Source organism: Streptomyces sp. AC627_RSS907, assembly GCF_019049165.1.
The window spans coordinates 20837-45642 of the sequence record NZ_JAGMUE010000011.1; the positions used below are offsets into that span (position 1 = coordinate 20837).

Annotated in this window: 22 protein-coding genes and 2 pseudogenes; 11 read left to right on the forward strand and 13 right to left on the reverse strand. The window is 68.5% G+C overall.

Translation table 11 applies throughout. The annotated features are described in order from the left end of the window. Positions 1-111 precede the first annotated feature (111 nt). Both KUM32_RS44890 and KUM32_RS03465 read right to left on the reverse strand, forming a co-directional pair. A complete protein-coding gene (locus KUM32_RS44890; RefSeq protein WP_308408583.1) occupies positions 112-1011 on the reverse strand; it encodes a DUF4231 domain-containing protein in 900 nt (299 codons plus the stop codon). A 27-nt stretch (positions 1012-1038) separates the two neighbouring features. Then, positions 1039-1599 (reverse strand): hypothetical protein, encoded by a 561-nt coding sequence (locus KUM32_RS03465; protein ID WP_217140263.1) that lies wholly within the window; start codon positions 1597-1599, stop codon positions 1039-1041. Between the two features lie 80 nt (positions 1600-1679). On the opposite strand from KUM32_RS03465, the gene KUM32_RS03470 reads away from it, so the two are divergent. Further along, positions 1680-2513: a hypothetical protein gene (locus tag KUM32_RS03470; RefSeq protein WP_217140264.1), complete on the forward strand. Its 834-nt coding sequence runs from the start codon at positions 1680-1682 to the stop codon at positions 2511-2513. Positions 2514-2583: 70 nt separating this feature from the next. Here the strand turns inward: KUM32_RS03470 and KUM32_RS03475 are convergent. Beyond that, positions 2584-3495: pseudogene (locus KUM32_RS03475) on the reverse strand (IS5 family transposase). Between the two features lie 760 nt (positions 3496-4255). On the opposite strand from KUM32_RS03475, the gene KUM32_RS03480 reads away from it, so the two are divergent. Next, the gene (locus KUM32_RS03480; protein WP_217140265.1) at positions 4256-5083 is read left to right on the forward strand and encodes a DUF3800 domain-containing protein; all 828 of its coding nucleotides are present in this window, start codon (positions 4256-4258) and stop codon (positions 5081-5083) included. A gap of 367 nt (positions 5084-5450) precedes the next feature. Here KUM32_RS03480 and KUM32_RS03485 read toward each other — a convergent pair whose 3' ends face one another. After that, complete coding sequence (locus KUM32_RS03485) at positions 5451-8093, reverse strand: ATP/GTP-binding protein (RefSeq protein ID WP_308408584.1); 2643 nt, start codon at positions 8091-8093, stop codon at positions 5451-5453. 222 nt (positions 8094-8315) lie between these two features. Here KUM32_RS03485 and KUM32_RS03490 point away from each other — a divergent pair, with 222 nt between their 5' ends. Further along, positions 8316-8600: a hypothetical protein gene (locus tag KUM32_RS03490; protein ID WP_217140267.1), complete on the forward strand. Its 285-nt coding sequence runs from the start codon at positions 8316-8318 to the stop codon at positions 8598-8600. A gap of 22 nt (positions 8601-8622) precedes the next feature. Here the strand turns inward: KUM32_RS03490 and KUM32_RS03495 are convergent, their stop codons facing one another. Further along, a complete protein-coding gene (locus tag KUM32_RS03495; protein ID WP_217140268.1) occupies positions 8623-10338 on the reverse strand; it encodes a zeta toxin family protein in 1716 nt (571 codons plus the stop codon). Positions 10339-10486: 148 nt separating this feature from the next. Here KUM32_RS03495 and KUM32_RS03500 point away from each other — a divergent pair, with 148 nt between their 5' ends. The 4 genes and pseudogenes from KUM32_RS03500 (at position 10487) to KUM32_RS03515 (ending at position 14679) form a co-directional block, all read left to right on the forward strand. Beyond that, complete coding sequence (locus tag KUM32_RS03500; protein WP_217140269.1) at positions 10487-11842, forward strand: sigma-70 family RNA polymerase sigma factor; 1356 nt, start codon at positions 10487-10489, stop codon at positions 11840-11842. Positions 11843-11875: 33 nt separating this feature from the next. After that, positions 11876-12196 (forward strand): annotated as a pseudogene (locus KUM32_RS03505) (XRE family transcriptional regulator); the annotation flags it as partial. 735 nt (positions 12197-12931) lie between these two features. Further along, on the forward strand, positions 12932-14041 hold the full coding sequence (locus tag KUM32_RS03510; RefSeq protein WP_217140270.1) for a hypothetical protein: 1110 nt from the start codon (positions 12932-12934) through the stop codon (positions 14039-14041). 77 nt (positions 14042-14118) lie between these two features. After that, the gene (locus tag KUM32_RS03515) at positions 14119-14679 is read left to right on the forward strand and encodes a hypothetical protein (RefSeq protein ID WP_308408585.1); all 561 of its coding nucleotides are present in this window, start codon (positions 14119-14121) and stop codon (positions 14677-14679) included. Between the two features lie 100 nt (positions 14680-14779). Here KUM32_RS03515 and KUM32_RS03520 read toward each other — a convergent pair whose 3' ends face one another. Continuing rightward, complete coding sequence (locus KUM32_RS03520) at positions 14780-15754, reverse strand: PIN domain-containing protein (protein WP_217140272.1); 975 nt, start codon at positions 15752-15754, stop codon at positions 14780-14782. A gap of 113 nt (positions 15755-15867) precedes the next feature. Between KUM32_RS03520 and KUM32_RS03525 the strand changes: the two genes are divergently transcribed. Further along, positions 15868-16458, forward strand: a complete 591-nt coding sequence (locus KUM32_RS03525; protein WP_217140273.1) for an HTH domain-containing protein — start codon at positions 15868-15870, stop codon at positions 16456-16458. 471 nt (positions 16459-16929) lie between these two features. Continuing rightward, a complete protein-coding gene (locus tag KUM32_RS03530; protein WP_217140274.1) occupies positions 16930-17328 on the forward strand; it encodes a hypothetical protein in 399 nt (132 codons plus the stop codon). Between the two features lie 32 nt (positions 17329-17360). Here KUM32_RS03530 and KUM32_RS03535 read toward each other — a convergent pair whose 3' ends face one another. After that, on the reverse strand, positions 17361-17555 hold the full coding sequence (locus tag KUM32_RS03535; protein ID WP_217140275.1) for a hypothetical protein: 195 nt from the start codon (positions 17553-17555) through the stop codon (positions 17361-17363). A 989-nt stretch (positions 17556-18544) separates the two neighbouring features. Between KUM32_RS03535 and KUM32_RS03540 the strand changes: the two genes are divergently transcribed. Then, positions 18545-18778, forward strand: a complete 234-nt coding sequence (locus KUM32_RS03540) for a hypothetical protein (RefSeq protein WP_012477033.1) — start codon at positions 18545-18547, stop codon at positions 18776-18778. Continuing rightward, a complete protein-coding gene (locus KUM32_RS03545; RefSeq protein ID WP_217140276.1) occupies positions 18778-19050 on the forward strand; it encodes a hypothetical protein in 273 nt (90 codons plus the stop codon). Before KUM32_RS03540 ends, KUM32_RS03545 begins: the two co-directional genes overlap by 1 nt. A 726-nt stretch (positions 19051-19776) precedes the next feature. Here the strand turns inward: KUM32_RS03545 and KUM32_RS03550 are convergent. The 6 genes from KUM32_RS03550 to KUM32_RS03575 form a co-directional block, all read right to left on the reverse strand. Beyond that, complete coding sequence (locus KUM32_RS03550) at positions 19777-20241, reverse strand: hypothetical protein (protein ID WP_217140277.1); 465 nt, start codon at positions 20239-20241, stop codon at positions 19777-19779. 251 nt (positions 20242-20492) lie between these two features. After that, complete coding sequence (locus KUM32_RS03555) at positions 20493-21587, reverse strand: hypothetical protein (RefSeq protein ID WP_217140278.1); 1095 nt, start codon at positions 21585-21587, stop codon at positions 20493-20495. Beyond that, positions 21584-22162 (reverse strand): RNA polymerase sigma factor, encoded by a 579-nt coding sequence (locus tag KUM32_RS03560; protein ID WP_217140279.1) that lies wholly within the window; start codon positions 22160-22162, stop codon positions 21584-21586. The genes KUM32_RS03555 and KUM32_RS03560 overlap by 4 nt, the downstream gene beginning before the upstream one ends. Beyond that, entirely contained in the window at positions 22159-22410 is a 252-nt protein-coding gene (locus KUM32_RS03565; RefSeq protein ID WP_217140280.1) for a hypothetical protein, read from the reverse strand. Before KUM32_RS03565 ends, KUM32_RS03560 begins: the two co-directional genes overlap by 4 nt. Positions 22411-22743: 333 nt before the next feature. Further along, positions 22744-23229 (reverse strand): hypothetical protein, encoded by a 486-nt coding sequence (locus KUM32_RS03570; protein WP_217140281.1) that lies wholly within the window; start codon positions 23227-23229, stop codon positions 22744-22746. Further along, positions 23226-23873: a helix-turn-helix domain-containing protein gene (locus tag KUM32_RS03575; RefSeq protein ID WP_217140282.1), complete on the reverse strand. Its 648-nt coding sequence runs from the start codon at positions 23871-23873 to the stop codon at positions 23226-23228. Before KUM32_RS03575 ends, KUM32_RS03570 begins: the two co-directional genes overlap by 4 nt. Positions 23874-24806: the final 933 nt, after the last annotated feature.

Genomic DNA, 24806 nt, shown 5'->3' on the forward strand with positions numbered 1-24806 from the left:
TCCCCCCAAGTTGGTCACGAGGAGCGACCATCCCATCACTGCCCTTCGCGCGCAGGAGAGGTTCCGGCCATCTACCCAGCAACTCTTCCAAGCCGACTCAGCGGGGCCTTCTCATACCGGCGGCTGGCTGGAGGGGAGGGCTTGGTCGGCGGGCTGGTCCAGCTGCTGCTGGCGGCGCCGCTGCTCGTTGCGGTGATCTTCGACGCGCTGGGTGAACAGCTTCAGTGCCTGCTGCTCCTGGTCGGCGTCGAAGTCGCTGTACGGACCGACGCCAAGGGTGAAGGCGTTGGCCTCCTCCTCGATGGCGTCGGCGGTCTGGAGCAGGAAGTAGCTGCGCTCGCGGTACTTGTAATAGCCGGTGAAGGCGGCTGCCAGCGTGACGGTGAAGCCGATGGCGACGATCGTGATGTTCTGCCAGGTGAACTGGTTGCGGGTGTCCAGGGCGGCGACGGTGGTCGTGGATGCAGCCCCGATCATGATGAGGTTCTGCAGCGTGTTGTGGATGAGCCGGTACTTTCGGCTGTCCGTCCGGTGCTGCTCGATCACCCCGGCCACGTCCTCGCGGTAGAGGCTGCGCCTCTCCTTGAGCGTCGGGTGGATGAGCGCGCTGAGGAATCGGAGGGCCTCACGGTTCGTCGCGAGCATGTCCTCCAACTGGGTCAGGCTCAGCTGGCCGCGGGGAGGCGCGGCGATCCAGGCGGTCACGCCGGAGACCAGCGCCAGCAGGGCGCAGGTGATGTCCACCCGGAGGAACCGGGAGGGGGTGTCCCAGGTCAGCACGGTCCATATCAGGCCCGTCAGGACCGCACCGCCGGCCACGGTCAGGGCCGCGCCCATTGTGCGTACCCTTCTCCTTCGCCGCACCAGGTCGCGTTCCGTCTGTCTCACGTCGTGCCGCAGCTTGCGCAGCGAGGAGTGTTCATCGGCTTCGGCCTGCCGTTGTTCGGCACTCAAGTGTTCGTCGGCGTCGCTGATCCGGCGGGGCGCATCGTCGTCAAGGCTGCGGGCCACTGCTTCGGTCCTCTCGTCGGCGCGGGATCAGCGGGCGAACGCTTCGGTCAGGCTGATGCGGTAGCCGTCCTCTTCCATCAGCACGACGGTGACGCCGAACGGGTCGGGGTGGTCCAGCTCGATCGGGGTGAAGGAGAAGTTCACGGCGGCCTGGATGGGCGGCACCAGTTCGCCGCCGGGCTGCGGCGCGGGTGCCGGCCTCCAGTCGGGGGCGACCGATGCCCAGCCCTCGGGGCTGCGCGACAGGAGCTGCTCGCTGTAGGGGAACTGGTGCAGGACGTGCCCGCCCGGGGTGGCGAGCGCCATGTTGAGGCACGGGGCCGGGCCGACGATCGGCAGTTCGCAGGCGGTGGCGACGTCGTGGGTCTCCCAGGCAAGGACGACCTCGTCCGCGCCGACCGCCGCGGCGATGTTCGCGAGCTCCGCGATCCCGGCGAGCGCGTCCTGGCCGACCTTGAGCGGGCGGACCCAGATCAGCCCGACCAGCTCGCCGCGCACCAGCGGCATCATCAGCGGGCGCGGCACGACCCCCTCGCCCAGCGAGGCGGTGTACGTCTCCTTCGCGACGCCGACCAGTCCGTTCCACATCCGTGCTTCCACGGGGCCCCCTGCCGTCCGGTGATCCGATCACCGCACCCTGCCATGGGGGCTGAGGCCGTGTCAGCGGGATGATCAGCCAGCGTGCGGCGGGGGAGGAGCCGGATTCAGGCGGTGGCCGGCTGCGAGGCCCGGGTGCCGCTGTGCTGGGCGTCGAACTCGCTCAGGGCCTCGCCCAGGCGGGCGGCGACCTCCGGCTGGGTGCACCTGTCCCCGGCGAGCGGATCCTCACCACCATCGGTGAGGAGGTCGTGGAGCTGCTGGACTACGCCTTCGAGCGCATCCCGGGGTGGCGGGAGATCTCGGTCGACACCCTGACCGTCTCAGACTTCCGGGCGCGCTACCTGCACTCGGCGGCCGCAGGCTTGCACGTCATCGCGAACACGATCGCGGCGGCCCGGATGGCCGGGATCTCCCCACACAAGACGGTGGACGCTCTCGCTGAACTCCCCTGGCAGCGCGACGCCCTTCAGACGACCGAGGCCAACGAGGAGAAGGGCACTCCTGAGTTCTCGTCCCATGTGTTCTTCGAGGGCACCCTCGCCAAGACGGTGTGGGACGAGCGCGGACTGAGATGGCGCGCCAGTGCCTCCGGGGCGACCCGCGCCGGCTACGAGGCCGCAATCAGCCGAGTGCTCCGGCACATCGCGACCGAGCATCCGGGGCTCAAGGAGATCGCCAGCGACGCCACGTTCACCCAGCTCGGTCTGATGGCCCGCAAGCGCGGCCCTGGACGGCCGAAGAAGACCGCGGCGCCCCCGCTGCCTGAGCCGCCGCTCGACCGTGAAGGTCCCTCCGCCTACGCGGAGGGACCTTCACGCGTAGGAACCGAACTGCAGACGCGACTCGGCGAGTCGTGTCCTGCATCCACCTCTCACCCGCCTACACCACCCAGCTCCAGCTGATCAATGTGGTCGGATCGTCTCCATGTCGAACAGCACGGTCGGCACCGACGCCGTGCGCACTCTCGGGGTCCTAGGCCGTGTCTGACAAATGATCACGAGCTGATTTCGCGGAGCCAGAGGATCAGCGAGGCCAGGACGATTCCGGCACGGTAGCGGTCGGCGAGCTTGTCGAATCTGGTCGCGATCGCGCGGAACTGCTTGAGGCGTGCGAAGCATCGTTCGACCACGTTGCGCTCGCGGTAGAGCTCTTCGTCGAAGGCGGGCGGCCGGCCACCGAGGCGCCCTCGACGCCGGCGGTTGGCCGCTTGGTCGCGGCGCTCGGGGATCGTGACGGCGATGCCGCGGCGCCGCAGCAGGTGCCGGATCGCCCGGCTGGAGTAGGCCTTGTCGCCCAGGACCCGGGTCGGTGTCCTGCGCGGGCGGCCGGTGCCGACTCTCGGAACGCGGATCCCGTCGAGGACCTGGCCGAAGGCGGTGGCGTCGTTAACGTTGCCGGGCGTGAGCACGATGGACAGGGGCACGCCCCGGCCATCGACGGCGAGGTGGACCTTGGTGGTCAGCCCGCCTCGGGACCGGCCGAGGGCCTGGAGCGTCTGCGAGCGGCCCGGATCTTCCAGTTCGTCCCCGTCTGTGGCCCCCTTTTGCGGGCGCCGGCGGCATGCTGATGGGCACGGTTAACTGTGGAGTCGACGGCGACGGTCCACTCCACCCGGCCCACCGCGTCATCATGGACCTGGACGTGTTCCAGCAGCTTCGCCCAGGTCCCGTCCGCTTCCCAGCGGGCGAACCGCTCGTAGGCGGTCTGCCAGGGTCCGTACCGCTCGGGCAGATCGCGCCACGGAGCCCCAGTCCGCAGCCGCCACAGTACGCCGTTGACCACCTGCCGGTGATCACGCCACGGACGACCACGCCCATCCACCCGCGGCAACAGGGGCTCTATCCGCTCCCACGCCGCTTCCGTCAACTCGCCTCGACCAGCCACAAGATCAATGATCGGAGTGCTTGTGCTCGTACTCTCGCGCGGGGTCCGTCACGAAACGGCTCAGCCGGTAGGTGGTCGGCACGGCCAAGCGTCCGCACAGCGTGTCGATCCGGATCATCGACCCGTCGACTCCGGCTTCCCGAAGACGGCGCAACCTCGTACGCATCTCCGCCTGGTCCGGAGTCTCAACGACCACTTCCCACTGTCCCGCGTCCGGCGCAGTGCGAGCAGCAAGCCGCTGCCGCGTGTCCTCTTGCCGCCGCCTTCTTTTCCCCTGTCCTGGCACCTGCCCAGAATCACTGGCTGGCGTCAGGACGGCAAGGCAATTGGATCGAGCACGCACTCTCGGTGATCATTTGTCAGACACCGCCTAGCGGTTGGCGACTCAACGGAGCTCGCCCCGGCGTCCGCGGCCCGGCTCGAGGGGCCGGTGAAGAACCCACGGCATCCTCGCCACCGTCGACGTCCGCTGCCCGAGGCAGTACGGGCGCTCTGAGGCGGTGCGGCCACCACTCCCGAACGTTGGGCGGCATGAGACGGACTGAGGGCAGAGTGATCTAGGGAGTGGAGAAAGCCCTATTCGGTGTAACGTCGTCCAACCGGACGGGTGACTGAAGTTGACCGGACGGTAACGAACGACAGAGCAAGCTCCCGGAGGCCGTCACCACCGGGGGCCGCGACCAGAGGAGTTCGGACCTCCAGTGGTGCTAGCCCACCGTGACGTGGCCGCCAGCTTTCCGGCGTTGTCCAAGGCGCTGCCATGATCAGCCTTGCCACACCTGCCCGCTTCGGCCAGCTGCCCAAATTGCACGTCTACGTGGACGAGACAGGCGACCGCGGATTCAGCGAGGCCAGCAGAGCAAAGTCGCCGTTCTTCGCGATGACCGCTCTCCTTGTCCCGCAGGAAGACGAGTGGGTGGTGAAGCTGACTGCCGGCGGTCTGCGTGCACTCGTACACGGCGCGGAACCCCAGCGAATCCTCAAGCCGATCCACTGGGTCGAGCACTTCAAGGCGAAGCGAATAGACCGTCGTCGGCAGGCAGCCCAAGCGCTCGCCCTCATGCCCAACGCCATGGTCATCCACGTCATCGCCCACAAGGACACCGTGAATGCCGATGCTGGCATGCGGCAGGACAAGGGTGTGTTCTACAACTACACAACCCGCCTGCTGCTCGAGCGTATCGCCTTGGCAGCCAAGTACTGGCCTGGCGGTCCCCGCCTAGCGATCACGCGCCTCGGGATCGTCAAGCACATGGACCACACCACCACGGCGGACTACCTCAACTACGTGCGCCAAACAGCCGGTCTCACCAGCTACCAGGTCCCTTGGAACTTCATCAAGTGGCCGCTCACCTGGGAAAGCTCCCAGCGCGACGGCATCCAGCTGGCCGACCTCCATGCCGGAATCCTGAACAGTGCACTCAGCGGAGACCCGCAGGACCGGGCCTGCGCCGACAACCTGCTCCTCGTTGGCCACCAGCTCCGAAGGGCGTGGAGCGGCTCTCCGCTTGGCTACGGGGTCAAAATCATCGGAGACGACAGCTTCGTCACCGGGCGCGTCTGGTGGCCTGAGTGGCGGGCAGGCTGACAGCAAAAAGCCCCCTGGGGGACTCCCGGGGGCCACAACCACCTCAACGGGTGGAGGGATCCAGTTCCCTGGTTCCGGCCTTTGCCCCGGCAGCCCACCAAGGGGCTCCTGCAGCGGTCCAACAAGAAGAAGTATACCAGCTTTAGCCCTTATCCAACCCGGTTTAGATAAGGGCTAAAGCCTGCGAAGCACGAAGAATCCGCAGCTCAAAGCACGTTCAGCGGGTCGCAGGTGCCTCCACAACCCCCTCTGGCCGGACCACCTCATTGGTCTGTCACGCCACCGCCAGCACAGACGTCCCGCACCCCGACGTCGGGGCCTCTGCGGCGGCCCCCACCAGACGCGCGACACCGCCATCCGCAACGGGTCACTGCCTGGTGCGCATTTGTCGGCGTGCGGTGACCAGGGCCCGCCACCGCTGGCGGGTAGCTGGCTCGCTGTCGATCCACCGAGCGCCGGAAGGACGAGCTGGAACCACACCGGCCATGAAAGCGGTGATGTCGCCGTAGTAGGCGAAGTCGCCGCCGCGGGTGTTCTCGCGTAGCCGGGCGATCGTCGCGGCCACTTGGTCCTGGTCGTCGCGCACTGCGTGGTGGAAAGCGAGGGCGAGGTCCAGGGCGAGCTCGGTGTACGTCACGCCCGCCGTGCGGATGTCGGCGCGCAGCACCTGGGCGCGGTCGTCGATGTCGGCGTCGGTGCGGCCGGCGTCGCGGGCGAGCGCCGCGATGTGGGTGATCAGGGCGGTGGCGCGCAGATCCACGCTGGCCAGAAGCTGCTCGGCGAGGGCGAGCTCGGCGTCGGTGGCGGCCGGGTCGGTGAAAGCCAGGGCGAAGGCTCGGTGGGCCTGACTGTTGCCGCGCTCACCGGTGACACCGTGATGTTCGGCTTCGTCGCGTGCGGCGGCGTACGCGACGGCTGCGCGGTCCATGTCGCCGTGGGGCCACCAGATGTCGCCTTGGACGCGGTGGTGGCGGCCTTCCCAGCCCAGGGTGTGGGCGGTGGCCAGGGCGGTGGGGAAGTCGCCGGCCATGCGGGCAAGGTGCGCGAGTCCGCGGCGGGCGGCGGGGGCGAGGCGGCCCTGGCCGTCGGCGACGGCCTGCATGCCCGCGCGGGAGGCCGGGCTGTTGCCGAGGTCGCGGTGGGCCTTGGCCCGGTAGTACAGGGCCATGTGCTGGAGGTCGTCGGGAAGTAGGCGGCTGTCGATGACCGTGGTGAGGCGGGCGACGGTGTGCGAGCGGTGCTGGTGCTGGCGGCGGGCGAGTGCGCTGAGGAGTTCGACCAGGGCGTCGGCGGCCGTGTCCAGTCCTGGGCTGACGGTGTCGGGTGGGGCGAGGGGTTCCCACACGGAGTCGCTGACGTAGGTCCAGGCCGCCGGGATGAGCCAGCCGAGGTCCAGTCGGTGGTCGCGGGCCAGGCGCAGGCCTTGGCGCAGGCAGGCAATCAGCAGCAGCCTGCCCGGCCCGGGGGAGTTGTGGTGCTGCTCGCCAAGGGTGGTGAAGGCGCGCTGCGCAGCCTGCTGCCAGTCGCGTTCACTCCAGCGGTCATCGGTGGTGTCGTCGGCGTTGCGTACGGCGGAACGGATCAGGCCGTGGAGGTGGAAGGGCCACAGGCCGAAAGGGTCCTCACGGACGAAGGGGCGTTCGGTCAGCCGCAGGGCGGGGCCTTCGTGGGGGAGGCCGGCGGCCTGGGTGGCGAGGGAAACGTCGAAGGCGTCCAGCAGGCTCACCGAGCGCAGGACGTGGCGTTCGTCGGGCGTGAGGTCGGTGAGGGTGCGGGCGACCAGGGCGGGGAAGTCGTGGTCGAAGTCGCCGGGCTGCGGGGTGCGGCCGCTGCGGCTGAGCTCGAGGAACCGGGCGACGGACAGATCGAGGTAGAGGGGCAGGCCGTGCGAGCGTGCGGTGATGACCTGCCGGACGGGCTCGCTGATGAGGGGCTGCCCGTCGCGGGTGAGGCGGCGGGCGAGGTGGTCGTGGCAGTCCTCGGGGGAGAAGTCGCCGATCAGGACCTGCCGTGCGGTGCCGGTCTGGGCGGAGGTACGGGCGGCGGGCACGGCCGTATGGACGAGGCCGGGCCAGGCGGCGGGGCCGGTGTAGTCGAGCTGGCCCTGCAGCGCGGGGTCGGCCCATTGCAGGCGGGAGCGCCCGGTGATCACCCAGAAGACGTTCGGCATCAGCCACACCGCCCGTTGAATCAGGCGCTCCAGGTCGCGGCGCGTGCGGTCGCCGATGTCCTCGAACGTGTCCAGGAGCACGACCGGCACGACTCGTTTGCCCTCCGGGAGACGGGCGAGCTCCCACGCCAGCAAGTGCGGGTAGAAGGACAGGGCGTCTAGGTCGGGTTCGGCCTCCAGCAGGTCCGCCAGCCGGGCGCATCCTGCCAGGGCCCGCACGGTCTGGCGGCGTTCACGCAGCGCACCGACGAGGGTGCCGGTGACCTGGCCGACGACCGAGCCGATGGTGCCGGGCATCATGAGCGCCTGGGCGACGTCGGAGAGCGCGGACTGCATCTGCTGCGGCATGGCCTGCCCGAACCGGGAGCTGAGGCCGCCGCGGCGCAGGTACTCCTCAAGGGGCTCGCCGGGGTGGTTGGCCTCCCAGTAGCGGCGCAGTGCCAGGTCGAAGGCGGGTAGAGGGCGGCCGATCTGGGTGAGGGCGACCCGGATCGTCAGCACGATCTGCTCGAAGTCGGTGCCGGCGGAGCGGGCGAGGTCGATGCGCACGGGCAGGAGCCGGTCGGTCGGCCACCCTGGCTCGCCCCACTGGGAAGGCCGTTGTCCGGCGTCGGTGAGGGCCGCCTCCAGCATGCGGGACAGGGTGGTCTTGCCGATGCCGCCGACGCCGTGGAAGACGAGCACGTGGTTGCGAGGCGCCTCGAGGTCTTCCGGGTCGAAGCTGCGGGCACTGACGTGCTGCAGGTGCTCGCCGAGCGCGGCCGCGACGGTTCGCCACTGGGATTGGCGGTTAGTGAAGGCCTCGGCCGCCTGCAGGCTCCGGTCGTTCGAGCCGAACACCGCACGTAGGTCCCGCTGCACACTCGCCCCCCGAAGTGATCTCCGATAGCCCAACCTACGCCCGCACGAGGCTCGGTGACAGCCCGCACCTGTCCTCCCGTAATGGCGCACGGGCGCGGTCGGGTGGTCTGCCGTGCGGTCGGCCTGGGGGTGGTGCTTGGTGATCAGGCGCATTGTCTACACAATGGGGGCTCGCACCCGTTGTCGAGGAAGTTGCCGGTCATGCCCGAGTCCCAGCCCGTGCCCGACCCAGTGGGGCAGCTGGAGTTCGAGGCGGCCCGCGACGCGGTTCTCGCCGTCCTCGCTCTGTACGCCGAGCGGATCGACGCGGAGGAACGCCGACCCGCCTCCGACGCCGACGTGATCGCCCGCCTGGCCGAGGAGCGCATCGCCTATGGGGCGGCGCTGCACGAGCTGCAGAACGCTGATGCGGCCGACGTCGCGCGGATCACGGTACGCGCGTACGCCGATCTTGCCCGCCTCAAGGCGGGCGGGAGGCCGCACTGAGGGCCGGCGGCCCAGGCGGTGGTCAGCCGGTGCTACCGGCGTGCGGCTTCGGCATGAAGGGCGTGGCCAGGGCGGCGATCTCGTCCAGCTCCACCCGGTATTGGGGAAGGTGCGCGAGGAGCTCGGCGTGCTGCCCGAGGAACTGCTGGGCTTCATGACGGGAGTAGCGGCGCGTTCGCTCGCCCTCCAGCGCCGCGGCTGCGGCGTCGTCCGTGCGGCCGCAGCCGGCGTACAGGCAGCGGCCTTGGCGGTCGACGACCTGGAGGGTCGTGATCGACGGCTCGTGGGCGGCGTGGGCGGTGCACTGAGTGACCGCGGTGAAGCACTGGTCGTGCCCGCGCGCCGTGGTGAAGCGGGCCGGCGTCCCTTGCCGGGTCTGCTGCAGGTAGCGCAGGGCGGTGGCCTGCCGGCTGTCGGCGGCCCGCACCGCCACGACGACCAGGGTGATGCGGTACCCGTCGGCGGCGAAGCCGCTCATGCTGGCCCCAAACTCCTCCGGCGTGCCCGGCGCCATCTCGATGACCGCGTCGCCCCGCCCCTCCCGCACGCGGGCCTCCGCCTGCGCGCGCCAGAACTGGTAGTCCGGTCGGATGACCGCTCCCGCCGTGCGCGGATCTTGCACCAGCAGGCGCCGGTAGTCGGGGTGTGCGGCCTTCAGATAGTCGCTGGAGATCAGGGTCGGCGCGCGGGTGCGGTGCTGGCTGAGGATGTCGCGCGAGCGCAGGCTCTTGCCCCCGCCGGGCTGGCTCATCACATAGATGACGTGGGGGTCCTCGTGCTCGGTGATGTACTTCAGGTGCAGGGGGATGATGTCCCGCTTGAAGATCCGCACCCGCTGACCGTGCGGCAGACAGCCGAACTGCTCGCCCGCGTCCGTCGCGGGGCGCTGCCGGGCGGCCAGGCGGCGCGCCGTCTCGAGGTCCTCGGTGCCCGTCTGCCGGCGGTGGCCGGCCAGCCGCTCCTCACGCAGGGCACGTGCCACGGCGGCCGCCGCCCGCTCGAAGCTCTCCTGAAGCCGGGTGTCCCACATCTGCTGCCGCGCGGCGGCCACCGCGGCCACCGCGCCCGCGGGCCGGGCCCACACCCCGCCGATCAGGGCGTTGCGGTACAGAACGCGCCCCTGGTGCCCCAGGACGGTGACACGGTCGACGAGACGCTCGCTGTCCGCCACGGCGAGCGCGTCGGGCAGCTGGTCGGCGCAGGCGCCGCGGTGCGCGGCCGACACGTAGCGGACCACGCCGAACTCACGGGCCTGGCGCAGATGGCGGGTGGTGATCCGCAGCTGGCCCACCGCGTCGGGTACGTCCAGGACGAGCAGGTGGATGCGGTATCCGGCGAACCGGTACGCCGCGCTCATCACGCGCAGGGCCTGCGGGTCGTCCAGCGCGATCTCCTCCACCGTGTCCGCGCCCAAGAACCGCGCGCGGGCGGCGAGATCCTGAGCCCAGCGGCGGGTATCAGCGCGCACCACCAGGCCGGCCCGCTGCTCGTCTGCGGCAAGCGCAGGCGCGTAATCGGGGTGCGCGCCCTTGAGGAGGTCGGCGCAGATCCGAACGACGCCGGGCCTCGCGACGGTCTGGAGGCGGTCGGCCGTGGTGGTCTTGCCGCTTCCCGGCGCTCCGGCGATGATCAGCGCCCGGGGGCGGGCCGAGCGGGACGCGCTCGCGAGGAACGCGGGCAGGATGGTGCGCAAGGGGTCGCCCGGCAGCGTCGACACCGGAACGGTCCTCGGACTCACGGGCCCTCCTGGCACGATGGGAGCTGACATGTGGGCCCCGGGGGTCGCGGCACCTGCTGCCACCGCACCCTACACGCGTTTCATTGACGCGAGAAAACATGCGCGAGAAAATGCGTGGGGGCCGTAGTCGACGACAAGGGAGCACCCGATGCCACGCCTGGCCCGACCGACGCAGGGCAAGTACGCGGACTTCGCACGCTCCGTGCGCGCGCTGCGCGAGGCGGCCGGCATGTCCGTCCAGGAGCTCAGCGAAGCCAGCCAGGTGCCCCCGTCATCGATCTACGCAGCCGAGAGTGGCACTCGCCTGCCCTCCGAGGAGAACTTCGCCGCGATGGCGCGGGCCCTTGGCACTGACGCCGAGCGCGCCGCCGAGATGCGCCGCTCGGCGCAGCGCAAAGCACTGCACGATCAGAGCCCGCAGGACGACAACGGCAGCGGACCAGGGGCCTTCGCACACGTGCGCTCCGCTCAAGAGCTGTCCGGGCTGCTGCGGGCACTGCACGTCCGTGCGGGATCCCCTTCCCTTCGCCGCATCGCCCGCGCGGCCCACGCCAGCCCCTCGGCTGTCAGCCGGTTCCTCAACGGCCATCTCCCCACAGACCTGCAACTGCTGAACGCCTTCCTCGACGCCCTGGGCACCACCGATGAGGAACACGAGGCGGTGTCCGCTCTGTGGAGGCAGCGGCGCCGCGGGCGGATCAGCCGGCCAAATCAGCAGACCCTCGCCCTGCTATACGGCTCCGCGACCTCGTGCGCCTATCCCGGCTGCACCGTCCCCCTCATCACCTGGGACGGCGACCAACCCCGCAACGCAGTCGAAATCGTGCACATCGAGAGCTACTCCTCGACGTCCTACGCGGACCTCGACCACTTCGACAATCTGATCCTGCTGTGCCCGAACCACCACAGACGAAGCCACAGCGCCAGCCCGACTGAGCTCAAAGCCTGGAAGGCAGATCAGACGGCCCGCGTCCGAGCAGCGGCGCCTGCCCAGCCATCAGCCGACACCGCGCCACCGGCACCTGACCTCGCCCTCCAGGCCTTTTTTCAAGCGCACAAGGAGTCCTTCTACGGCTTCGCCCGCTTCTACCTGGGCAGCCCGGAAGGGGACGAGGTCACGCAGGATGCCTTCAAAGAGATGGCCGCTGCGTGGAACGAACTCATGGCCCAGGAGAACCTGGAGGGGGCAGCGTTCAACATCCTGCGCCGCCATGTCCAGGGCGCCTTGCGGCGCAATGGACATGCGCAAGCCTTCATCATCGAGGTTCCGGAAGAGTTCCGCCATCAACCCGGTGGGGTCGAACTCCCAGAGAGTGCGCTGACCGAGTTCCGTGCGGCTTTGATCGAGCTCCCAGAGCGGCAGCGCGACGTGATCGTGCTGCGCCACCTGCTCGGTTACTCCACCGAGCAAACGGCCCGCTGCATGGGCCTCAGCCAAGACGCGGTCCGCTTTCACGACGCCAAGGGTAGGCGCCGCCTGGACCAATACTCGTCGCCCTCGTGAACCATGCGGCGGACAGAACAACACGCACGGTGACAGCCGCAGATCCGGGCGAAGGCCAGGGCGAAGGCGGCGAGCACGGGCGGCATCGTCATCGACGCCCGCGCCCGCATGGGCTACACCGCGCCGATCGGGTCGACCGACCAGGACCGCATCCGGCACCTGACCGTCGCCCTGCCGCCCGTCTACGCCGCCCGCCTCTTCGACGCCCAGGAGCAGGGTGCCAGCGACGCCCGCCTCCAGGAGATCGCCGCCGAAGCGCTCAAGGAGGTGTACTTCAAAGACGGCGGCCGCCGCGCCGGCTCCCTGGAAGAGGTCCGGTTCACGGACATCGAGCACCTCGAGTTCGAGCTCTAGCAGCAGCGCCCCGAACAGCCCGCGAGTCCCGGACCAGCGTCGGTCCGGGGCTCGCTCGCTATCCGTGGTGCCTTCCCACGCGCCTGCGGCTGCTGCCCGCTGCGCCTTGAGCTGCCTACCGGCGCGTGGAGCGTCGCCGTGGCCGGCGCTTCCGTCGCTGTCGGGGTACGGGATTCGGCGAACCCGAGTCGGCGTCCGGCGCGTTGCTGCTGTTCCGCTTGAGCCGTGGGCCGCTACCGGACAGGGCCTGGACGAGCTGGAGGGCGCGAGTTCGGCGTCGCTCGTTCTTCGAGAGGACGGCCACCAGCCCCAGGACAAGGACAGCCAGGACAACCGTCGTCAGGAGTCCCAAGACGCCGTATCCAATCGGTCCGTCGGCAATCTGCGTGCTGAACAGAAGGGGAAGCAATGTCGTGAGCATGATCTTCCTTAGGTCTAGGCGGGCCCTGGAGCTCCGCCCTCAGAGAAGGCCCGCACGGAGTTGTGGGGCCACCTCGATCCTGATCCCTGCACGGGACATTTGGGCCTCTGAGCTGCACGTTTTTGGTTGGGGTTAGTTTGGATTGGCGCACTGCAACCTAGATCGGGCACTCTGGCGACCCATACCGGATGGGGGGAACCATGCCTAAGGGCAACGGCAGGGCTTCACGCTCTGCGATCACCGCGGAACCTGGTCCTGTTCGGGACCTCATCAAGGCCCTGAGGGACCTCCGCGAGCGGGCCGGGAATCCATCGATGCAGACGATCGCGCGTGCTCTGAACTACCAGAGCCTCGGCGGGCTCTTCACCAGCAGGCTGGAGGGCAGAGGGATGACTCTGGCCGTCGTCGAGTACTTGGAAGGATCCCGCGCGGAGTTCGAGGTCCTGTACGACGCCGCACGCGCGTGGCAGGACCAGCGAACGCGTTGGGCACACGAGCACCCACTGGTCCTGAACTGGCCCCAGGACTCCGACGGTGTGCCGAAACCCCCTGAGATCCGGGCTGAGTTTGCCGGGCTCAACGTGCCCCTGGACGACGGCACGCCCGCCAAGTCGCCTGCCGCGCACGTTCTCGCTATCCACTCCAAGATCGAGCAGTACTTCGCAGCGCTCATGATCGCCATGGGGGAGGACGCCTCGGACGACATCCGGACGTTCCTGCGCAGCGTTGCGGCAGACGCAGCGGCGCCATTCGACCGCTACCGCTTCTACCGGATGGCTTCGATCATCAGCGACTTCGACGAAGTCACCAGCAGCGTCCTGCAGGACCTCGAACTGGACGAGGATCTCCCAACCATGTTCTCGTCCTACATCACTACCGCTGACATCCTCGTAACTTCGTTCGACGTGAACATCAGGGAGTTCCTGGACAGCCGACGACGACGTGCGTCCGTCGTGCAAGCGATGACAAGACTGGGTCAAGGCAAGAGTTCTGCCGCAGCAGAGGACCGAACGATTTCCCGACTGCTCAGTCGCCACCCACAGGCCATGCGGCCCCGGCACAGCGATCTCCTCAAGAACCACGACTTCATCGTCGATACGGACAACGCTTTCCGCGCCGTGCTACTGCGTTTGATGGAGGAGCGTACGGCGGAGGCCGGGCTCTCCGACAAGCAGGCTCTTGACCAGATCCTCGAGGACTTCCAGCGAGGTGCCGACGTCGCCAAGTTCCGATCTCTCTTCGAGTCTCCCAGTAAGGCCAAAGCTCGTTGGGAGGCCGAGCGGGCCGACGGCATCCGCTCGATGCTGCCCGCGCAGATCGCGAAATTCGAGCAAGCGATCGAGGAAGGCGCTCGCCTGCGCGCACTGCAGGAAGCAGCCACACGGCTCTCCCCGTGGAGGCGGCGCAGCGGCTCTAACAGTTGACCCGACCTGCACGTCGTTGCCCGGTCGATGCCGGTGAAGCCACCCGGCGACCTCATCGACGCACCTACGATGCGGTGGTGCGGAACACGAAAGCGTTCAAGGAAGCCGTTGCCCAGACGCTCGCGGAGCTGGCCCGCCGGGGCGTGACCCTCGCGCCGACGACCGTGGAGGACACGATCGAGACGCAGATCACTACCGTGGCGGAGCGGCTCGGCATTCAGGTGCGCTCCGCCTGGCGGTACTTCGACGCCTCGTTCACGGCCGACCGGCTCGCGCAGAGTGTGTCCTCCTATGAGGAGAGCAGCAGCGAGAAGGGCGTCGGGCAGGCCCCGATGCCACCGATCGACAACCCGGAGCTCGCCCTGGTCCTCGCCGGGGTGCCGGACTCCCTGGCGCAGACCGGCGGCGACCTGTACGCGGTCATCATCAACGTGGCCGTCAACGCCTGGATGGCCGGCCACATCCACGGCGAGGACGGCTGCACCGGCTGCGACGGCAGCCGCGGCCCGGCCGGACACGACTGGGAAGCGAGGATGCGCACCATCACCGAGATGCAGCCGGACATCACCAAGTGGTTCGACCGCGACGTGTGGACCCGCGCCGTCAACGACGCGGGCTACACCGTCACCCGCCGCTGACCTGCCGCTCAGGCTCCGCGAATGCGCTCCTCAGACAACCTGGTCGACACGGCTGATGCGGTCCTGCGTGTAGAGAAACCAGAAGGTCCCGGCCTGGCCGCTATCGGACAGCTGGGTCCGCGGCCGGCCCGTCGGCGGCCGCCAGGTCGCGGTTGCCCTGTTTCATGCGGCGTTCAGCACGTAGACCAGGCTTTTCCACAGCCTCCCAGTCCGGTTCCGGGCCCGGGTCCTTCGCAGGAACCTTCGTCACTGTCAGGCCGGCTGCGCAGCCGCGGGTGTGCTGTCCGGTGTCGCAGGTCAGCAGTCGGACCTCGCGGCCGGCGAGGGACTGGATCGCGACGGCCCGGTCGATGATCTCGTCATCGGTGATGGGCAGACGTTCGTGCCCGGGCGGGTCCAGAACGATCTCAAAAGTGATGTTGCCCCACGACTTGTTGGAATCATTGGCGAAGCCAGCCCGGCGCCGGAGACCCGAGGTGTTCCCGTTGAGGGTCTTGTCCAGCAGCCCGAGGGTGTGGGATGCGCGCCAGCGGGCCCGGTGCTTGCCGGATTCCTTCAGCCCGTCCAGTTCGTCGATGACAGCGATGGGGAACAGCAAGCGGATGTTGTCTGACGACAACACGCTGACGACTTGGTGCAGGTCAAGGTCGGCAAGCGGCTGCGGAGAGTGGATGTAGAAGCTGGAGTCGGCGACGATGAACACCTCCGGCTCGCCCCAGCGCGAGATAACGCTCTGCAGGTCATCCCCGGCCTCTTCCAAAGCCTGGATGCGTTCGGTCAGCTCCAGGTCGATGAGGCCGTTGGTGAGGCGAGCCTGCTCCTGGCCACCGAGGGTGCTGCAGCTGGACAGGAGGGCTTGATAGCGGCGGGTGAATATCAAGTGGTCGATGTCCGCGTCACTGACCTGGTTCCTCAGAACCCTGGCCGCATCGGTGGCCCACTCCAGGTAGCGCAAGAGTCGGTAGGACACGACGGTGCTGGTCGCGCCGCGGAAATTTTCGGCTTGCAGGCGGATGTCACTGATCAACTGGCGGATCGTTTCCCGGCTGGCTCCCGGGCGTGGCGTGATGAGCATGAACCGATCTTGCCGGACAGGACTGACAACAGAGCCTCCAGCAGGCGTTGGCAGGTGACTTGAGGGCGGTATCCCGGCGACTGTCCACAGGCGATCCGTGAGCCCCTGGAGGCATGAGCGATCACGAGCAGCAGCAGCCGGCCCCGCGCCGCGGGAAGGTCCTGGAGGCCCTCGCGCGGGCGGAGCGGCGCGTTTTCACCCGGCCCGCGCCGAAATCCGCGAAGGCTCAAGTGAAATTCCTTCTCACGCGGGCGAAGGGCTCGACGCAGGCCCTGGCGGAGCGCCTGGGCGTCTCGCGCCGCACGGTGGAGCGCTACCGCGCCGGGACCCTGACGACCCCGCAGAAGCGCCTGCGGGCCGCCTTGGTGGAGGAGACGGAATCTGAGTGGCAACCGCAGGTCAGGGCACAGGTACGCCAGCAGGCAGCCACCTCCAGCGGCATGATGGTGGACGTGACGGCGTACTTCGGATTCACCTGCACGGGCAGCTCCGACGACGGCCGCGAGCGCCAGATCACCACGGACATCTCCCCCTACTACGCGAAGCAGATCCTCGATCTCCAGGAGGCCGGAGCGACGGAGGAAGATCTGCATCCGATCGTCGCGGAGGCCGTCACCGAGTCGTATTTCACGGAATGGGGCACCCGCGCCGATGGTCTGCGCGCGGATCTCATAAACGTTCAGGCAATCGAGTTCATGCTCTGACTCGGTCGAATTCCGGGCCTGCTATAAAGCAATCCGGCGGGTCGTCGTACAGCGCTCTGGCGGCGGCCCGCTCTGATTTCTCACCACGAATGCGAGGCCGAAGATGACCAGGATGTGGCCGCCCGGCGGCGGTACCCGTCGACCGCTCGCCCCACAAGTCGCCATGCCCTGTGAGCCGGTCGATCCGGCCCGCATCGGCCGCCGGGAGGACCTGGCCGACGACGTCCGCGGCCCGGCGGAGCTCGCGGAGTGGGAGAGCATCGACCAGCTGCTCGCCGGCGCGGAGCCGGGCACCGTGCATCGACCACGCTGTGTACATTCGAGCACAGAGAGTAATGTAGGTGATCGAGTGCAGAAACCCGGGTCACCCGGGCGCTACCGCTTCCGCCCGTACAGGTGATGGAGCAGGCGGACCAGGCTTGGGAGGGTGGACGAGACATCTCTTCGCACCGAACAGGAGATCCCACCCCCATGCTCCAAGTCACGAAGAAGCGCGCCGCCCGAGCAGCTGCGGCGGCCCTCTGCGCAACAGCCCTGGCCCTGGGGCAGGCGCATCCAGCCGCAGCGGCGGAGAAAAAGGTGTCCTTCGCCTTCAAGTACCGGATGGACACGCAGACCTGGACCCAGAAGCGGGGCAAGGTCTCCGTGCTGTTCACCTGGTGCGACAACCAGCGCTCTTTCCATGCGCTCCTTGTCCGGCAGAAGATCGGCAAGGACACGGGCATGGAAGGCCACACGCTGAACTGCATCAAGGGCAAGCGGGCCTACTTCGACGCGCCGATGGACGGCACCTACTACTTCACCTTCACCAAGGCGGACGACGGGAAATACGTCGAGGGCAACGCCACCATCGGCTACCCGGCAGCCTGACGGCAGACACTGGCGCTCCCCGATGCTCGTTCCTAACAGGCCGAGCTCGCCGCCGAAGCCGCGGCCGCCGCCCGGGTCGCGGCCCGCGCCGACGAGCTCCAGGCGCTGCGCGAGCTCGCACGCTGGAGCAGACCGAGCCCCGTACCGGGGACGAAGCCGTCCGTGACGAGCTCACGCGGCGAGCCGGCGGGTACGTCCAGGCCGATGTCGAGGCCTGGCTCGCGCACGCCCTAGTCGCGCACCACGGGCACTACCGCGACCCCTCCGCCCGCGAGGAAGCCGCTGGCCTTCTGACGCCTCCGGTCCCCGCGCACGCCGCGCTGCTCGCCGAACTCGCCCGCCTAGTCCCCGGCGCCGACGTCGACCATCTGGCTTCACGGCCCGGCTCGCCACCACCGAACCCGAAGCGGCCGGCGCGCTCGCCGCGCTCCTCGCCCGCGCCCGCCCCACCTGTGTCCTGTCTCACTGAAGGTTGACCGTTCTCACCGGAGTTTGACCGGTCGGAACTCGTGATGCCCTACCGCAGGGCAGCGCTGAGGGGCCACGATGGGAGCTAGTCGGCATTAGGTCCGCCGATGGTGACCACTCGTAGGGGGCAGAGTGCGAAACCCGAATGCCATCCGGCATGAATGTGACGACTGCGGCGCAAAGACAAAGATCAACATTCAGACGGGGCGGCTCTACTCCCACCAAGTCCCAGGTGAACTCGCTGCATGCTCAGCTTCAGGAGACGTCGTGGCAGCACCGCAGGGCGGTGAACCCCTTCTGCTGCCATCGCTGACAACTCCGCGGAAGCCCTCTCCTCCTGCGACCCAACGGCACGCCACCGACGAATCCTCTAGCAGCATTCGCACGGTGCCTGGCGGACTGCCCGGACTCGGTAAGCGGCGCTGACCAGGCGGTCAATCTTCAGTGAGAACGATCAGCCTTCGGTGAGACAGGACAACCTGCTGATCACTAGGGGTGACTGTCACGCGTCACGCTCGTGTGTCACGCGCCCTCGATCCGGTTGTCACGCTGGGGTGTCACGCTGCCATTCGGCCCCGTGATTACGGGGCCGACCCCCAGATTCCGGCCACCGCGCCGAACAGCGTGACACTCCACCGGATGCGGCTACGGAGCGCAACCGATGCCCAATTCGGCCGGAGCGGTCCCCGGCCCCTTGGCCCGGCGATACCGTGGTGAGCAACGCCAGTTCTGCCCTCTGGAGCCCTTGATGAGCGAACAGCCGGCCCCCGCCGACACCGCCGCCCGGCAGCTGGAGCCCGCGGCCGCCGACGCGGTCCGTGCGTACGCGGCCAAGACCCGCGCCGACGCCGACCGGTTCGCTGCCGTCCTGGAGGACATCGCCACCAACGGTCTGCCCGACCCCGAGCAGTGCACCCCGTGGGAGGAGCTACGCGAGGCCCACCTCGCCCGCCTCGCCTCCCAGCGCCCGGCCGTCGCCTGATGGCCCCGCAGCACAGCCGGCGCCGCGCCCGGATCGCGTTCTCCGACTCCGCCGCCAAGCAGCTGGAGAACCTGACCAGCGAGGCGGAGATCCACGCCCTGGACCGCGCCCTGGTCGTCGTCTCCGTCGACCCCGAGGTCGGCGAGCCGATCCCCGGCAGCGCCGCCGGCCCCCAGCTGCGCGCGTACACCGACGAAGTCGAGCGCGTACGCCTCCTGTACTGGGTCACGGCCTTGAAGACCGTGGTCGTGGTCGCCTACCTCGAGGTCTGACCCGCGACGTCCTGGACCAGGCCGACCGCGTGCTGCTGGCACGGTCTCCCTCCCCACGAGTCCGTGGGTTGGTGAGGGATCGGGTCCGTCGGTTGGTGAGGGATCGCTCGCGTACAAGGAAGACGTAGGACTGACTGACCTGATGACGGGCGCGCTCGTCATCACCCGCCGAAGGCGAAGTACCGGAAGTACGGCCGGGCGGAGTTTGCCGTTGAGCCCGCCTTGCACCCTGACCTCCGGACGCTGCGCCGGCGGCTCGGCGCGGCCCCGTCTGGGGACGGCCTTGCACCCCATTGGTAGGTACTACAGGTAGTACCTATGTGCGGGTTGTAAATCTCTCCCCCTGAGGGCGAAGCTCGCTGCGCGGGCACCCATCATCCGCCGCCACCTGCACCGAGGCCCACCCCACCCGTCCGGCGCACATGATCCTTCCCGGCGCTGTACGGCCGTCTGCGGCGTTCTGACGCCCTCCGGGCTCCCCGAGCGACGATCAAGGCCCTGAAAGGCGCTCACAGCGGCGCACAGCGCTTCGAGGGGCGGTGAAGTGCCCTGCCCCTCTCAGGGGGAAGGAGACTCAACCTGGTGCTGCATGTCCGGTAGGAGCGCAGCGCAGCGTAGGAGCACAGCACAGCGCAGCATTCGCACGATCCAGACGGCACACGAGTGCTGCACGGGCAGCAAGGCCGGCCTTACCCGGGCAGCAGGCGCCTGCTGCCTCTCGGACGGCTATGCGGTCGCGGCTGCTGCACCCGGCGAGCTGGTGAGCCGGCCACTGCCGCGCGAGCAGGCCCGCAGCGCGCACTCGAAGTAAGCGTCGACGTCGGCTCTCGCGTCCCGGCAGGTGATCTCGTACAGCGCCTTGATCGCCTCCCACGCAGCCACGATGGCAAGAGATGGGTCACGAGCAATGCCAATCTCCTTGCCCAGGTAGGCGGCGAAGCCGAACTGGTGGGTGCCAGCTTCGTCAGCGGTCACCACGCTCCGGTGGGCCGTACGGGCCGCGTCGAACCACCGCATGGCGTCGTCCGTGCCCAGCGCGTTGACGACGATCACGAAAAACGGGATTACCTGCTCCGTGCTCTCGGGCCACTCCTTGGGAAGAAAGGGGTACCGCTGGGCAAGGCCCCCAGGGAAGAAGCTGTAGCGCTGGACGAGTTCCTGGGTGAAGTGGAGGCCGAAGTTGTGGGTCACGCCCCCACTCGTACCGCGACGGTCGACGCTCGGGCGAGCAACGCGCGGCACGACCTTCCGGGAACGCTCGTGCGGGCCGTCCTGCCTGCGTCATTCCCCTGGAGGGGAACGACGCACGCGCTCCTCGGCGACCGTCGGCTCTTGTTGGGCTGCCGGTAAGAACCCTGTGACCAGCTGTAAGCAGGATCTGTTCTGGGACTTCGCTGGCCGGGGGTCCTGAACACGCCGCGTGATGACCTGGGATCGGCCTCTCATGTCAGGTCGGCGAAGTCGCGGACGGTTGTGGTTCCGGACCGGACGATCCAGATCCCGCTTCCAGGCGGCGTCTCGTCCGAGCGGGCTTTGAGGGCTTCGATGTCTACAACCGGGGACCATTGAGTGCGCATCGACCAATGCACTCCGCTCAAGTCGATGCCCCTCAGGTCAGTGTCGCGCAGGTCGTCATGGGTGAAGTCGTCCAGGAGCGTGAGCACCGATGCGGCATCGAGTACCGGGGGTTCTCGGTGCAGGGCCAAGCCGATGGCCCGGCAAACCTCATTGGTACGGATCTCACTGAAGAGGTCGCGGGTGAGGTCGCGGGCGCGGGCGAGGTCGAGGAAGTAGATGAGGGCGAGGTCGAGGATACGGTCGAGGTCGCGGACGAGGGCATGGGTGTCTGCGAGGATACGGGCACGAGCGTGATCGCGGAGGCCGTCGTTGCGGCGGACGCGGGCGAGGCTGAGGCCGCGGGCGAGGTCGAGGGCGCGCTCGCGGGCAAGGTCGAGGTCGAGGGCGTGGGGGAGGTCGCGGGCGAGGTCGCGGGCGCGGTCGCGGGCGAGGTTGAGGTCGCGCGCGAGGTCGCGGTCGCGGTCGCGGGTACGGGCGAGGTCGAGGTCGTGGGCAAGGGCACGGGCGCGATCGCGGATGCGGACGCGGACGCGGGCGAGGGTACGGTCGAGGGCGCGGGCGCGGTCGAGGGCGCGGTCGAGGACGTGGGGGAGGTCGAGGTCGAGGTCGAGGACGAGGACGAGGGCGCGTTGTGCTGCTTTGACGTCCCGGTGCCCGCGTAGAGCCATGCGTTCGGCGGGGCTGAGCGTGGGAAGGAAGTCCCTTGTGGGGGGGTGGCGGTGTGTGCCGGATGTGTCGGACGCCTGGGGCTGGGGTGTAGGTGGGAGGATGCCGGCGAGTCCGGCTTCGGTGTTCAGGACGGTGCCGAGGGCATCGACGGCGGTGTCGTGGCGGGAATGGATGAGGATTTCCCGCAGGCCAGCTTCGATGTCGAGGACGTCGTCCAGGTTGTGCTGGTGCCGGGCGAGCCTGTCGCTGACGGCCTGGCTGTCGTAGTCGTGCGTGGGGTGGTCGGTCACTGTCCCTCCTCCCGTTCCTTGATTGCTTCTGCCACAGTGCGGCGGGCTTTGTAGAGGCTGGCGCGTACTGCGTCGTCGCTCATACCGAGTTGTTCGGCGATGTCGCCGGGGGTGAAGCCGGACAGGGCCCAGGCCAGAACCTGGCGCTGCCGGGGCGGCAGGCTGCGCAGCAGGGGCAGCAGGTCGTGGCGGTCCTCCCAGGCCTTGATCGCGTCCGGGTCGGCCAGTAGTGACGTCGGCTCCGGTAGCTGTTCCACGGGCTGCTCCTCGCAGGAGGCGATCCTGCGGAGCAGCGCGCGGGAGGCGACCATGTGCACCCATGCCCGGGGATGACCGATGGTGTCCCAGCGCTCGTAGGCGGAGAGCATGGTGTCCTGGGCAATGTCCGCTGCGACATGCACGCCGGCGCCCTGGTTGACCAAGAACCCCACCAAGGAGCGGACCGTGGCGCGGTAGAAGGCGCTGAACGCCTCGTCCTTCGCTTGCCGTACGTCGTGCCGCGGGTCCGGCTGGTCCCGTGTCGCGGGTGCGACGGCGGGGTACTCAAGGCCGTCCCCCGGATCGTGGACACTCACGCTGCCGCATCCTCCCCGTGTACCTCAGCGCGGGAGATGCTCACCCGCAGCCGGTGACCGTCACGGTCCTGGTCATCGAGCTCCACCCGGCTGCCGGCGGCCACCTTCTCCGCGATACCCAGAAGGTAGTCGTGGCGGTACTGCTCACGGCGCGACCTCCAGCGCAGGCGCAACCAGAGCCCCCACAACGCGAACGCCTTGACGCTGATGACCGAGCCGACGGTGATCACGATCGTGGTCGTGTCCATCCTCTGCCTTCCCCTGATGCCGGGTGCGTCCCGGACCGAGTCTTGTGCAGAGAAGAGGCTGAGAGAGCCATGATCGTGAACTCCAGCTTGCGGAAACTTCTGCTACGCAACGACGGTGTAGACGTAACGCCGGTTGCGGCTGGTCGCAGGGTTCTTACCAACACCCCTTGTTCTGGAGGACCGGAACAAGACGGTTCTCCTGGTGCTACCGAAACTCGGGCCGCGCTCCGCTGACCTGTGCCTTCTCCTGGAGGGGAACGATGTACTGCTCCGGGCGCGAACACGGCGCTGCACCTGGGGTGCAGCGCCGTGTTGCCCGGCCGGGCGGCTGGGTCAGTGGACGCGCTTGAGGCGGGGCGTCTTGGTGATGGGCGTGACGTTGCCCTTGGCCTTGGCTTCGGCCTTGCGGGCTTTCTCGTCCAGGTGGAGCTGGAAGCGACGCTCGTACTCGTCTTCGAAGTCGCCGACGTCCAGTCGCATGTCCCGGGGCAAGGCCTTGATGGCCCGCTGTTGCTCGCGTGGGTCGTTGAACGCGGAGATCATCGGGTGGAGCTGGAAGCGCCCGCGACGAACCACGGTGACGAGCCGGGCGGCGACCAGGTGCGGCATGGCGCGGCTGATCATGCCGCGCTCCATCGCGAGGCCGGCCGCGAGTTCGTCGTGCGTGGCGACGACCAGGCCGCCCGGCTCCTGCTCGGTCATCATGTGCAGCAGCAGGGTGTAGGCGGTGGGAGGCAGCCGCGGGACGTACGCGAGACCGTTGAAGCTGCCCCACAGCACGTTACGGCGCGGAACCCATTCCTCGGCAGCGGACGTCATGACGTGGCCTTCCCTTTCCCATCCGACTTCTTGCGCACTTCCAGTTTCGCGCCGGGAGCGGCCATCGCCCGGAACGCGTCGGGCGCGTCCGGGTCCTCCATGATCTCGCGCAGCAGGTCCAGCTGCTCCACCCTGTCACTCATACCCGCCTTGGAGCGCTTCTTCTCGCCCTTCTGCGGCTCCCTCAGCCCGCCCCTGAGCGACGCGGCCGGGTTGAGCTGGTAGAGGCCCCGCTGGAGCCTGCGCAGCGCGCCGTCGGCCTCCAGGACGTTGAAGACGCGGCTGATGTGAGGCCGGCTGTATCCAAGGGCCTCGGCGACGTCCTCGTGCTTGGCCTCGATCAGACCGCCCGGCTTCTGCGAGCCCATCAGGTGGAACAGCACCACGAGCACGAACCGGTCGTCGTCGTAGCGGACGGCAGCCCAGCGCATGAACTCCAGGCTGTCCATGGAGAACGCCTCGCCGATGAACCCCGTACTGGAGCCGACCGGGAAGACCTGGGCGGCGTGGCCGACGGGCAGCTCGATGGTGGAACCGGAGGATCGGTTGTAGGCGGTGGGCGGCGGCTTCGGGCGCCGCCGACGACGGGACGGGGCGCCGGGCAGCTTCGGCGCTGCACTGCCGTCCAGGGGCCCTGAGCTCATCGGGTCGCTGCCTCCTTGATCGTCGTGGTGCCAGAACCATAGCGAAGAACCGTGGCAGTAGTGCCACCAAAACGCGGCAGCGTCGACACGAAAGTCACCCGTACGTCAGCCCTGGACTGACCTCCGCTTCCAGATCAGGGTCGAAGCCCCACTGACGCACCGTGCGCCGTTTCGTGGCACTACTGCCACGAAACCATGTTGATCGGTCAGGACCGGCTGACGTCCCGACCGAGATATGTCAGTCCAGGGCTGACATATCTTTCCGAACTCAACTCCCTGACCTGCGGAAACGCGCGGCTCTTGCCTCTAGAGCGTGCGCGCGCGTGATACCGGTTCTCCCCGCCTCGATCAAGTACCGCCACGCCGTGGGATCCGCCCATCAGCAACAGCGTCAGAGTCCGTCGAGCCGGACCCCGTCGTGGCGCGCGCGGCTTCGCGTGCGGCCTCGTCGGCCCTCTGCGGGCTGTGGACGGCACCAGCGGCTCTGAGTCTCGGGTGGTACCAGCCGAGACGCTCAAAAGCCAGGAAGCGTGGTTGGTGCCGGTGGGTGGTTCCGCTGCCCGGCCCGGGGGGCCGTTCGGCTCCGGTACCTCCGCACGCCAGAATTCGAGCTTTCCGCTATTTGAGGTACCTTTCTGTGGCTCGGGTCCGCAGCTTCCCAATTCTTTAATCCTCGCGTGAGTTGATGGGAATTGAACTTCGGAGCTGACCTTGCATCAAAGTTGCAGGTGGTTGGGGGTGTCCCGTGTTTCCGCCAATGGTACATGCTGCATCAACCTGATGTACGCTGTACATTGGAACCCACACGAACGAGCTCCCCTCGCCCCCAGTAGCCAGCCCGGCCCGCGTCAGCGGGCCCCGAGGTTCTGGAGGCGCAGCCGGAAGGACCGTTGAGGCGGGGGAGCGTAGCGGACCCGCCGGCTCTTCGGCCGG